Annotated in this window: 6 protein-coding genes; 4 read left to right on the top strand and 2 right to left on the bottom strand. The window is 69.7% G+C overall.

Features of this window, described 5'->3' with window-relative positions; genetic code table 11:
- Positions 1–22 precede the first annotated feature (22 nt).
- Positions 23–1,393, bottom strand: coding sequence for a CAP domain-containing protein (locus tag CMC5_RS40330; RefSeq protein ID WP_082363286.1), 1,371 nt, complete (start codon positions 1,391–1,393; stop codon positions 23–25).
- A complete protein-coding gene (locus CMC5_RS40325; RefSeq protein ID WP_050435393.1) occupies positions 1,390–2,778 on the bottom strand; it encodes a tetratricopeptide repeat protein in 1,389 nt (462 codons plus the stop codon). The genes CMC5_RS40330 and CMC5_RS40325 overlap by 4 nt, the downstream gene beginning before the upstream one ends.
- 172 nt (positions 2,779–2,950) lie before the next feature.
- Between CMC5_RS40325 and CMC5_RS48290 the strand changes: the two genes are divergently transcribed.
- From CMC5_RS48290 to CMC5_RS40305, 4 genes are all read left to right on the top strand, one after another.
- Positions 2,951–4,591, top strand: a complete 1,641-nt coding sequence (locus tag CMC5_RS48290; RefSeq protein WP_245678157.1) for an MlaD family protein — start codon at positions 2,951–2,953, stop codon at positions 4,589–4,591.
- Between the two features lie 29 nt (positions 4,592–4,620).
- Positions 4,621–6,264: a multiheme c-type cytochrome gene (locus CMC5_RS40315; RefSeq protein ID WP_050435391.1), complete on the top strand. Its 1,644-nt coding sequence runs from the start codon at positions 4,621–4,623 to the stop codon at positions 6,262–6,264.
- 321 nt (positions 6,265–6,585) lie between these two features.
- A complete protein-coding gene (locus CMC5_RS40310) occupies positions 6,586–8,523 on the top strand; it encodes an OmpA family protein (RefSeq protein ID WP_063796440.1) in 1,938 nt (645 codons plus the stop codon).
- Positions 8,524–8,639: 116 nt separating this feature from the next.
- A complete protein-coding gene (locus tag CMC5_RS40305) occupies positions 8,640–12,287 on the top strand; it encodes a DUF11 domain-containing protein (protein ID WP_050435390.1) in 3,648 nt (1,215 codons plus the stop codon).
- Positions 12,288–12,352: the final 65 nt, after the last annotated feature.

Here is a 12,352-nt window from a genome sequence, read left to right as displayed (position 1 = left end):
GAGAGGGCGGTGCTTCGCCGGATCACCCGCCGGCGAACAGCTCGGCCACCCAGACCCGACCGTGCGCATCGCGGACGACGCCCACGCCGGCGCGGGTGTAATCGCCCATGAGCAGGTTGCCCCGGTGCGAGGGGCTGGCCCAGATGGCGCGGTGGGCGTGCTCGGGGGTGTCGGAGGTGGCGACGTTCTCGCCCGCGATCCGGGCGGCGTAGTTCGCGGCGGCGAGCCGGGCCGCGGGGTCGCCGTGGCCGACGTCATGGCCGACGAGGCGCGCGGCGCTCATGGCCTGGGCGTGCTGGAGGGCGAGCGCATCGAGGGCGGCGTCGCGCGCGAGCGGGGGCTGGCCTTCGGCGGCGCGCGCGGCGTTGATCATGCGCATCATCGCGTCGGCGTCGTCGCTGGCGCCACGCGCGGCGTCTTCACCCGGAGCGGCGACGCGCTGGAACTGCACCGGCGGCGAGGCGTCGACGTGGACCATGGCCTCCAGGACGGGGCGCGGTCCCGTCGAGACGGTGGCGAGCACCTGCACGAGCCAGGTGCCCACCTGGTCGACGGAGAAGCTCGAGCGCACGCGGTTCTGGTAGAGCGTGGCAGGCACGGAGCGGGGGGCGCCGCGCGGGCCGAGCAGCACCAGGCGGGCCTCGTGCACGGGGACGAGGAAGAAGCCCTCGACGGTGAGCCACTGGCCGAGGCGGGCGGTGGTGGGGAGCGCGGCGAGGTCGGCGAGTGCGTCGACGCCGACGACGGAGACGACCTCCGAGCCGTTCGCGCGGGTGCCGCGGGCGACGCCGCAGCGCCGCTGGCCGAAGGTCCGCCAGCCGTCGACCCAGGCCCCGAAGCGGGCGCTCAGCTCGCCGTCCGTCAACGAGTCGCCGTCGATGGACCAGGCGCGTGGCCAGGGATGCGGGCCGCCGGCGGCGCGGAAGGTGAAGAGCAGTTCGTCGGAAGGGAAGATGTCGAGGCCGCGGACCTGGCGCTCGACGTTGCGGCGGGCGACGTCGGTGAGCGCCGCGTCCGCGGTGCCGCACAGGGAAAGGAGGGTCGCGGTCTCCGGGGTGGCGGCGAGCGGTTGCGGGGACTCGGTGGCTTGCGCCCACGGCAAGGGGGGCGGCTGAGGGCCAGTGAGTCCTGGCGAAGGGGTGGGCGAAGCGGTCGCGCTGGCGCTCGGGCGCGGCGCCGTCTGCGTGGTGGGAAAGGCTGGGCGTGGTGTGTCGGAGGGGGCGGGGAGGGGAGAGGCGGTGCAGCCCGCGAGCAGCACGGCACTCAGCGCAGCGTTCAGCGTGGCGTTCAGCGTGGCGTTCAGCGCGATGTTCAGCGCAGCGCGCGAGGACCAGGGCTCGCCGAGGGGCTGCGCTCCGCCCGCCTCGTCCGGTCGAGGGGCGCGCTGGCTCATGGGCGGGGCGAAGAGAGCGCGAGCGTCGTCGGCCCGGGCGTCGGCGCGCGCTTCGTTTGATAGAGGCCGTCGGGGAGCGGCTGGTCCTGGGAGAGGATGTGCCGCTCGATGTAGCGCACCACGGCCTCGTGTAGATCCTGGGGGGCGCCGCGCGCGCGCTCGGGGCGGTGGCTGCCGAGGATCTCGAACATCGCGTAGCCGGCCAGGCCTTCCTGGTGCGCCATGCGCGCCAGCGTCTCGATGCGGGGGTCGGGCTCGGGGAGCGGGTCGGGAGAGCGGGGCGTGGTGGGGTCGTTGGCTTTGTCGGCCTCGGCTTGCTCGACGAAATAGGCGCCGATGGCAGCTTCGAGGCAGACGACTTCTTCGACGACGCTCAGGTAATACGGTGTGCTCGCTGGCTGCTTGAAGATCTCGGCGCGGACGTCGGGCTCGTAGCGGAGGACGGCGCGGCAGCCCGCGTAGATCTGGGCAGGGCCGCTGGGGGCGGCGCCGACGTGGATGGCGCCGACGCTGTCGACGTCGAGGAAGATGGGAAAGGGGTCGATGCGGCCTTGTCCGGCGCCGCCCGGGGTGATCCGGGAGGCGACGCTCCAGGCGCGGGCGGAGCGGGGGTGGTAGGCGAGCGCGGTGGCGATGTGCTTGCGGGCGAGGGGGAGATCGCCGCGGCGCTCGGCGACCTCGGCGAGGCCGGTGTGGGCCGTCGAGAGGGTGGGGTCGGCGGTCACGGCGCGCTGGAAGGCTTGCTCGGCAGCGTCGAGGGCATTGCCCGCGAGGTGGGCGCGCCCGAGCCCGATGAGGGCGGCAGGGTGTTGCGGGCCGTGGGTGACGGCCTCGTCGAAGGCGGTGCGCGCGGCGGGGATGTCGCCCTGGGCGAGGTGGGTTTCGCCGCGGGTGTGGGCGGCGCGCAGCGCAGCGGCGGTGGGCGTGGGGGCGAGGAGGCCGATGCCGCGCGGGTCGCGCTGGAGGGTCTGCCACTCGTCGGCCTCGGCGGGGCCGGTGGGGCCGTACTGGGCGACGAGGTTCGCGACCTCGGGCGGGGTCTCCATGAGCACGTAGAGCCGGGGCGAGTCCTTGATGATGGTGACCACCATGCGCGTGAAGTGCAGGCTCTCTTCGGGCTCCTCCATGCGGTGCTCGCCGGCGTAGCCGAAGCGGGTCAGATCCGGGAACACGCGCCGGGCCGGGGTCTGGACGGGGGTGTCCGGGGGCTGGAGGAGAGCCCGCTGCGCCGGGGTGAAGGACGGGACCCAGGAAGGGGCGACGCCGAGGGCCGACGCGCCCGGCGGGGTGGGGCGCATGGCCTGGCGACCGGAGCAGCCGCTCCCCATGAGGCTCATCCCCAGAAGACTCAGCGCCACGAGCGCCGTGTTGGTGATCGCCCGCATGTCCACGGGGTAGCAGGTTTCGCACGCGCACGCTGCTTTCCGGTCATGCCGGACACAGGGCCGAGGGTCGGACGGCCGGACGACCAAGAAACAAATGGGCGACGGGCCCGCTGTGCTACCGTGGCGCCGCGCAAAGATGGCGGAGATCAGCAGGGCCGCGAAGGTTGGGTTGATGACCATCGCCCTCGCGGGCGCGGCCTACGGGGGCTTTCGGTTCATCTCGAGGGAAGCCGGTACCGAAGGCGGTTACCGCGTCTGGGCGACGTTCCCGGACATCACGGGCGTGGCGCCGAAGTCACGGGTGATGATCTCGGGCATCCAGGTCGGCGTGGTCGATCGGATCTCGCTCCAGAACGGCGAGGCCCGGGTCGACATCAAGATGAACCCGGACGTGCCGCTGTTCGTGGACGCCGCGATCGGCAAGAAGGCCACGAGCCTCATCGGCGAGTCGTTCATCGTGCTCACGCCGGGGACCGAGGGCAAGGACCGGATCCCCGACCAGGGCCGGATCCTGCTCTACGTCGAGGAGCCCAACATCCAGTCGTTGCAGAACCAGGTCGCCGACATCCTGAAGGACGTGAAGTCGGTGACCGAGTCGCTGCGCAACACGGTGGGCTCGGACCAGGGGCAGACGCAGATCGCGGAGATCCTCAAGAACCTGGCCGAGGTCACCGATGAGCTGAACAAGACGGTCCGGGACAACCGGGCCGGCGTCACCCAGACGATCCACAACATCAACGCCATCACCGGAGATGCGGGGCCGCGAATCCGGGAGATCCTCGACAACGTGAACCAGGTGACCCGCGACGTCCGCGCGATGACGGCGTCGGCGGAGCCGATCCCGCTGGCCCAGACGGGGCAGTTCGGGCAGCTCGGGCAGCCGGGAGAACCCGGGGCACCTGGGCAGACCGGGGCACCTGGGCAGACCGGCGTCGGCGCACAGCCGGGACAAGGGGCGCAGCCCGGGCAAGCTGGGCAAGGGGCGCAGGCGGGGGTCGCTGGACAGGCGGTGCAGCCAGGGCAGGCCGGGCAGGCGTTGCAAGCCGGTCAGGGCCGTCAGGCGGGCGAGATCCGGAAGACGGTGGAGCGCATCGAGCGCGCCAGCGCGAGCCTGGAGTCGACGCTTCGCCACGCGGACAACGTGGCAGCCCGCATCGATCGTGGTGAGGGGACGCTCGGTCGTCTGAGCAAGGACGAGGCGCTGATCAACGAGGTGGAGAACACCGTCGACACGATCGGTGATTTCGTCGGCGGCATCGGGCGCCTGCAGACGATCGTGGGGCTCAGGACGGACTACAACTTCCTGGCGAACACCATCAAGAGCTACGTGGAGCTGCGGCTCCAGCCGAGCGAGGACAAATACTACGTCATCGAGCTGGTGAACGATCCGCGTGGTCTCACGCAGTTCGAGCAGATCGACGTCGACACGACGAACCCCAACCAGCCGTCGCATTACCGGGAGATCCGGACGATCACGACGAACTCCTTCCGGTTCTCCTTCCAGTTCGCGAAGCGGATGGGGCCGTTCACGGGGCGCTTCGGCATCCGCGAGTCGACGGGCGGCATCGGTCTGGATCTGCACCTGCTCGACGATCGCTTCGAGCTGCGGCAGGACCTGTTCGGCTTCGGCGAGGAGCTGTCGCCGCGCTGGCGCATCGCGGTGTCGTACGAGTTTCTCCGGAAGCTGTGGTTGCTCGGCGGTGTCGACGACATCCTGAACGCCGACCGTCGCGACTACTTCGTGGGGCTGCAGCTCCGCTTCAACGACCAGGATCTGAAGACGATCCTGCCGTTCGCGCCCACGAGCTTCTGACACCCGGACCGTGTGCTATAGGCCCCGGTATGAGGGGCTCGAAGACGTCCGCCGTTCTGGTGCTCGCCATGGCCGTGGCCGGGGGCGTCGCTGCCTGTCAGGGGTGCCAGTCGACCACGACGTCTCCGCCGTCGAGCGCGGACGCCGCGAACGCGAAGCCGACGTTGCGGCTGTACCTGGTGAGCACGATCGCGGGGGCGATGGAGCCCTGCGGGTGCACGAAGGACCAGCTCGGAGGGGTGGATCACCTCGCGGCGTACATCGACGCGCACAAGGCCGACGCGCCGGAGAGCCTGGTGCTGGGGGCGGGGCCGATGCTGTTCATGGAGCCGCGCCTGGAGCCGGACGCGGCGACGCAGGACGAGTGGAAGGCGGAAGCGCTGGCCCAGGCGGCGCAGCGCATCGGGCTCGCGGCGTGGGCGCCCGGCGCGAACGACTGGGCTGCCGGGTCGAAAGCGCTGGCGAAGTACCGGGAGATGTCGGGCGCGGCGCTGCTGGCGGCGAACCTGGAGGGGGTGCCAGGGAGCGCGGGTGCGGCCGGCACGATGGTGCGCGAGGTGGGGGGGATCAAGGTGGGGATCGTGGGCGTGAGCGATCCCAAGGACCGCGCCGGGAGCTACCCGGAAGGCGTGACGTCGAGCCCCGCGCTGGCCGCGATGAAGGCCGGGGTGGAGGCGGTGAAGCAGCAAGGGGCGACCATCCTGGTGGGGCTCGCGGCGCTGCCCCGGGGTGAGGCGCTGCGGCTCGTGGACGAGCTCCCGGAGCTGCACGTGCTGGTGCTCGGAAAGCCGACGGAGGCGGGCGACGCGAACGACGCACCGAAGCCGCCAGCGCTGATCGGGACGACGCTGGTGGCCGAGTCGGCGAACCACCTCCAGAGCATGGCGGTGGTGGATCTGTTCGTGCGCGGTGACGACAAGCAGATCACCTTCGGCGATGCGGGCGGTGTGGCGAAGGCCGAGGAGCTGCTGCTGCTGTCGAACCGGATCCGTCAGCTGGAGAACCGCATCAACGCGTGGGAGGCCGACAAGAGCGCATCGGCGAAGGACCTCGCGGCGCGGAAGGCCGATCTCGCGCGGATGCGCAGCGAGAAGGAGAAGCTCGAGGCGGAGAGCAAGCCGGTGAAGGGCAGCTTCTTCCGGTACTCGTCGGTCGAGGTGCGAGAGCGCTACGGGAGCGAGAAGTCGGTCGCAGAGCTGATGCTCGCCTATTACAAGCGCGTGAACGCCCACAACAAGGAGGCGTTCAAGGACCGGGTTCCCGAGCCGGTGACGGAGGGGCAGGCGGAGTACATCGGGATCGAGGCCTGCACGGCGTGCCACGACGAGGAGCGGAAGGTGTGGGACAAGACGGCCCACGCCCACGCGTACGCGACGCTGGAGAAGGACTTCAAGGAATTCAACCTCGACTGCGTGAGCTGCCACGTGACGGGCTACGGCAAGCCCGGGGGCTCGACCGTGACGCACAACGCGAAGCTGCAGAACGTGCAGTGCGAGGAGTGCCACGGGCCGGGATCGCTGCATGCGAAGAGCCCGAACAAGAGGGACCTCATCGTGCTCGCGCCGAAGCCGGAGAGCTGCGTGAGTCAGTGCCATCATCCGCCGCACGTCGAGGGCTTCGACGCGGTGGCCAAGATGCGGCTGATCCTCGGCCCCGGGCACGGAATGCCGTGATCCCGGCCTGACGCAGCGGGCAGATGCTGGCCCGAGGGCGTGGTGCGCTGGGGTCCCGTGGTGGCCTCGGGTGATGACGCCGAGGTGATGGCTGGAGGCCTCAGGATCGCTCCGCGGTGAGCTTCCGAGGCCGCAGCGCGGCGGCTCGTTTTTGGACCGTGGCTTACGGCCTGTGCGAGGGTGGCGTCAGAAATCGGCTGTATGCCGTAAGGAACCATCCGTCTGCCCCGCTGGCACGGGCTGTGTAGTGTGGGGCAATCCTGTCCCGTCGATCGGGGCACTCATCATCAAAGCACAGAGGTGATTCTGCTTATGAGATCCATGACCGCACGATGGCTGCGTGGAGGTGCTGCTCTCGTCGCGCTCGCAGCGGTGAGCGGGACAGCAGCGGCTCAGGACGCGCCGGCGGCCGGGAACGGCGTCGCGCTCAATCGTTTCAATCCTGCGCCTGCCGGTGACCGGATGTTCGGCGTGGCCTCGCCCGACGCGAGCTCACCGAACCTGGACGGTGGGCCCGGGGTGAACCTGATGATCCTGGGGGACTACGCGCACAACCCGCTGGTCCTCCGACGTGAGAGCACGGGGGAGAACCTCGGCGGGATCGTGAGCCACCAGCTCTTCCTGCACCTGAATGCGTCCTTCGTGATCTGGGAGCGGCTGAACCTGAACGTGGACGTGCCGTTCGCGCTCTACCAGGGGGGCAACAGCCCCGCTGCCGATGGCCTCGCGTTCAACTCGCCCGGGGGCGCCGAGATCGGTGACCTGCGGCTCGGTCTGCGGCTCCGGCTCCTCGGAGAGCACTTCGATCCATTCCAGCTCGCCATCGGCGGCTACATGTGGGTGCCGACGGGCAACGGCGACGCCGGCTCGTTCGTCGGTGAGGGGTCGGTGCGCGGGATGCCGATGATCATCGCCGGCGGGCGTTTCAGCTCGGTGGTGTGGTCGGCGCAGGTCGGCGCGGACTTCAGGCCGGGCCAGATCTACGCGGGCGTGCAGCAGGGCATCTCGCTGAACGGCGGCGCCGGCATCGGCTTCCTGCTCGACGACGAGAAGCGGTTCCAGATCGGGCCGGAGGCGACGATCTCGACCGTGCTGCAAGGCGAGGGTCCGACGAAGCGGAACACGAACCTCGAGCTCTTGCTCGGCGCGCGCTACCGCTTCGCCGGGATGATCGAGGCCGGCATCGGCGCCGGTCCCGGCCTCACGTCGGGCGTGGGTACGCCTGATTTCCGCGCGGTGGCGTCGGTGGCGTTCGCGCCCGAGATCAAGCGCCCGACCGACGACCGGGACAAGGATGGGATCAAGGACGTGGACGATGCCTGTCCCGACACCTACGGCGTGGCCGACCCGGATCCGAAGAAGAACGGCTGCCCGCCGGCACCGCCCGATCGCGACAAGGATGGCATCCTCGACGCGCAGGACGCATGCCCCGACGAGCCGGGCGTGGACAACGTCGATCCGAAGAAGCACGGCTGCCCGCCGCCAGGGGACAAGGACGGCGACGGCATCCTCGATGACGTCGATGCCTGCATCGACACGCCAGGCGTGCCGAGCAACGATCCGAAGCTGCACGGCTGCCCGCCGCCCGACAGGGACGGCGACGGCGTGCCCGACGCGGACGACGCCTGCGTCGACATCCCTGGCCTGAAGACCAGCGATCCGGCAACGAACGGCTGCCCCGGCGACACCGACGGCGACGGCATCCGCGACGACAAGGACGCCTGCCCCGAGGAGAAGGGCAAGCCGAACCCGGATCCGTCGAAGAACGGCTGCCCGGTGGCGGTGCGCGTGACCGAGAAGGAGATCGTGATCCTGCAGCAGGTGCAGTTCGACACCGCGCGGGCGACGATCAAGAAGGTCAGCGACGAGCTGCTCGACGAGGTGGCCGGCGTGCTGAAGGAGCATCCGGAGATCACCGTGATCGAGGTCCAAGGGCACACGGACAGCCGCGGAAACCGCGCCTACAACGTGAAGCTCAGCCAGGACCGCTCCGACTCGGTGAAGAAGGCGCTCGTGAAGCGCGGTGTCGAGGAAACGCGCCTGAGGGCGAAGGGCTACGGCCCCGACGAGCCGATCGGCGACAACGCGACCGAGGATGGCCGCCAGCAGAACCGCCGCGTGCAGTTCAAGATCGTCGAGAAGAAGGCGAAGGGCGACGTGCAGGCGCCTCAGACCCAGCCGGCTGGAGCCGCTCCCGCCCAGGCGCCGGCCCCGCAGGCGCCCCCTGGCCAACCCCAACCCCTGCTCCCGCAGAAGTGATCCTTAGAGGAGGTGAATAGGTGAAACGCAATCTTGGAACCAGCGGGCTACTAGGGCTCGCTCTCCTGAGCGCTGCAGGAGGGGTCGCCAACGCGGCGCCGTCCCTGCGCGTCCAGGTGGACCAGCGAGGAGACTTCCTCCTCATCGGGAACACGCTCGGGCAGGACTGTGCCGCAGGCATCCCGGCACCCGTCGTCGGCACCGTCGGCAACTGCGGGAGCACGGGCGTCTCCGACTCGGCGCCCGACGTGTTCTGGCGCGTCGATGATCCGAACCCCGGAAACGCCGTCGCGAACAACACCATCGCCATGGCGAACGCTCGCAGCACCGCGATGCTGACGATCCCGCCGAACGCGACGGTGTCCCACGCTTACCTCTACTGGGGTGCGAAGGCGCCGGGGCCCGATCCGGACACCACGGCGACGCTGTCACGGCCCGGTGGGAGCGGGTTCAACGTCGACCTGACGGCGATCCACTCGTCGCAGGTCATCCAGGGCGCCGACTTCTTCTATCAGTCGGTCGCCGACGTCACGCAGCTCGTCCAGGAGCACGGCTCGGGCGCGTACCGCGTGAGCGGGGTGACGTCGAACAACTTCATCAACGCCACGAGCGACACGAACTACTCGGGCTGGTGGATGGTGGTGTTCTACGAGCGCGACTCGGAGCCGCCCCGCAACCTCGCACTCTTCGACGGGCTCGACCGGGTGGGCAGCGGCGCTCCTCAGTCGGCGACGCTTTCGGGCTTCTTCGTGCCTCCGGCAGGCTACGACGCGAAGCTCGGCGTGGTCGCGTACGAAGGCGACGACAGCATCCAGGGCGACCAGTTCTTCTTCAACTCCGTCGCGATGACGAACGGTCAGAACCCCGCGAACAACTTCTTCAACAACTCGCGCACGCACCTCGGCAACCTGGTGTCGGTGGTCGGTGATCTGCCCCAGCTCACCGGCGGACCGAGGAGCTTGTCGGGCCTCGACATCGACGTGCTCGACATCACGGCCCAGGTGTCCCCTGGTCTGTCGTCGGCGCCCATCCAGGCGACCAGCACGGGCGACGTGTACTTCCTCGGTGGCTTCGTCACCTCGATCTCCACCTTCAAGCCGGACTTCTCCACCTCGGTGAAGACGGCGGTGGACGTCAACGGTGGGTCGCTGCTTCCGGGCGACGTGATCCAGTACACGATCAACGTCATCAACACCGGCAACGACACGTCGACGCACACCGTGCTCACCGATCCGCTTCCGGCCGGTGTGACCTACGTACCGGGTTCGCTCTCGATCACTTCGGGTGCGAACTCGGGGCCCAAGACCGACGCCGCCGGGGACGACCAGGCGGAGTACAACGCCGGGACGCGGACCCTCACCGTGCGTCTCGGTACGGGCGCGAACGCCACCCAGGGTGGCACGATGATCGTCAACGCCACGGCCACGGTGACCTTCCGGGTCACGGTGAACGCCAACGCGTCGGGGACCATCGCCAACCAGGCGATCATCAACGCGGCGGGTGAGCAAGGCGCGCCCGCCACGGACACGCCCACCGACGGCAACGGCCCGGCTGGCGGCTCGCCGCCCACCGAGGTCGTCGTCGACCAGTGCGAGAGCAACGCCGGCTGCTCGGCGCCGACCCCGTACTGCGACACGACCGGCTCGCCCAAGATCTGCGTCGAGTGCATCACCGACATGCAGTGCTCGCCGCTCGAGCCGACCTGCGATTCCGAGACGAACACCTGTTCCTGCGTGCCCACGGGCCCGGAGGTCTGTGGTGACGGGATCGACAACAACTGTGACGGCGTGGCAGAGGAGTTCTGCGTCGACACCGACGGCGACGGGTTGCCCGATGACCTGGAGCTCCAGATCGGGACCGATCCGAACGACGCCGACACCGACGACGATGGTGTGCCCGACGGCATGGAGGCCAGCTTCGACGAGGACATCGATGGCGATGGCCTCATCGGACCGCTCGATCCGGACAGCGACAACGACGGGCTGTTCGACGGCACCGAGATGGGCTTCGACTGCTCGCACCCGGACACCGACATCAGCGCGGGGCACTGCATCCCCGACGGTGACATGGGCGCGACGACGACCGATCCGCTCAACCCGGACACGGACGGCGGTAGCGTCAGCGATGGCGACGAGGACCGGAACCGAAACGGCGTGGTCGACGCCGGGGAGACCGATCCGACGGCCGGTAACGGCGCCGACGACGTGCTCAACCAGGACACCGACGGCGACGGCCTGAGCGACATCATCGAGATCACCATCGGGACCGATCCGAACGACGCCGACAGCGACGACGACGGCGTGCCCGACGGCCAGGAGATCGACCCAGGTGGGGATGCCGACGGTGACGGCATCATCAATGCGCTCGATCCCGACAGCGACAACGACGGGATCTTCGACGGCACGGAGATGGGCTTCGACTGTTCGAACCCGGCCACCGACGTCAGCGCAGGGACCTGCGTGCCCGACGCGGACCAGGGCGCGACCACGACCAACCCGCTCGATCCCGACACGGATCACGGCGGTGTGCGCGATGGCGTCGAGGACGCGAACAAGAACGGCCGCATCGACGCGGGTGAGACCGATCCGAACAACCCCGCCGACGACGTGGTCATCATGGACTCGGACGGCGACGGGCTGCCCGACGACGTGGAGCTCCAGCTCGGGACCGATCCGTTCGACGCCGACAGCGACGACGACGGCGTGCCCGACGGCCAGGAGATCAATCCTGGTGGTGACGCCGACGGCGACGGGCTGATCAACGCGCTCGATCCGGACAGCGACAACGACGGGCTGTTCGACGGCACCGAGATGGGCTTCGACTGCTCGGGTCCGGGCACGGACGTGAGCCGCGGTCACTGCCGCCCCGACGCGGACCAGGGCGCGACCACGACCGACCCGCTCGACCCCGACACCGACGACGGTGGCGTGAGCGACGGCAACGAGGACACGAACCTCAACGGCCGCATCGACGAGGGCGAGACCGATCCGAACGACCCGTCCGACGACAATGAGGTCGTGGACTCGGATGGCGATGGGCTGAGCGATCAGCTGGAGATCTTCATCGGCACCGACCCGAACGACGCCGACAGCGACGACGACGGTGTGCTCGATGGTGACGAGCCGAACTTCAGCGACGACCACGACGGCGACGGGCTGATCAACGCGCTCGATCCGGACAGCGACGACGACGGGCTGTTCGACGGCACGGAGATGGGTCTCGACTGCTCGAACCCGGCGACGGACACCACCAAGAACACCTGCATCCCCGATGCAGATGGTGGGGCGACGACGACCAACCCGCTCGACGCGGACACCGACGACGGTGGCGTGATCGACGGTGAGGAAGACACGAACAAGAACGGCCAGGTGGACCCGGGCGAGCGGGATCCGAACGATCCCTCGGACGACAACAACGTCCCGCCCACCCCCTGCACCGAAGACAGCGCGTGCGGTGGGCCGAACAGCGGGTCGATCTGTGACGAGGACACGGGGACCTGCGTCAACGGTTGCCGCGGCACGAACGGGAACTCCTGCCCCTCGGGTCAGGTGTGCTCCTCGACCGACGACACCGCGGGCACCTGCAGCCCCGATCCGGGCGGCCCTGCCGAGCCCGGCTCGGACGACCTGTACGCGGAAGGGAACGGCCTGCTCTGCTCGGCGCGGCCTGGCCAGGCCGATGGCCAGGGTGGCGCGACGGCGCTGACGCTGGTGGGGCTCCTCGGCCTCGCGCTGCGGCTGCGTCGGAAGGGGTCTCGCCCGTGAGGGTGTGACCTGCGGTCCCTCAGCCCGAGGGAACGGCCCCGCCCGGGGCCTCCCTCGGGACTCTC

It is taken from the genome of Chondromyces crocatus, assembly GCF_001189295.1.
In the GTDB taxonomy this organism is placed as follows: Bacteria; Myxococcota_A; Polyangia; order Polyangiales; family Polyangiaceae; genus Chondromyces; species Chondromyces crocatus.
Note: the sequence above shows the minus strand (reverse complement) of the source record. Positions and strands in the feature narration are given on the sequence as shown.

What these genes read in the sequence shown, in the direction of transcription:
- CMC5_RS40330 (WP_082363286.1), bottom strand. Translation starts at nt 1,393, where the DNA reads ATGAGCCAGCGCGCCCCTCGACCGGACGAGGCGGGCGGAGCGCAGCCC.
- CMC5_RS40325 (WP_050435393.1), bottom strand. Translation starts at nt 2,778, where the DNA reads ATGCGGGCGATCACCAACACGGCGCTCGTGGCGCTGAGTCTTCTGGGG.
- CMC5_RS48290 (WP_245678157.1), top strand. Translation starts at nt 2,951, where the DNA reads ATGACCATCGCCCTCGCGGGCGCGGCCTACGGGGGCTTTCGGTTCATC.
- CMC5_RS40315 (WP_050435391.1), top strand. Translation starts at nt 4,621, where the DNA reads ATGAGGGGCTCGAAGACGTCCGCCGTTCTGGTGCTCGCCATGGCCGTG.
- CMC5_RS40310 (WP_063796440.1), top strand. Translation starts at nt 6,586, where the DNA reads ATGACCGCACGATGGCTGCGTGGAGGTGCTGCTCTCGTCGCGCTCGCA.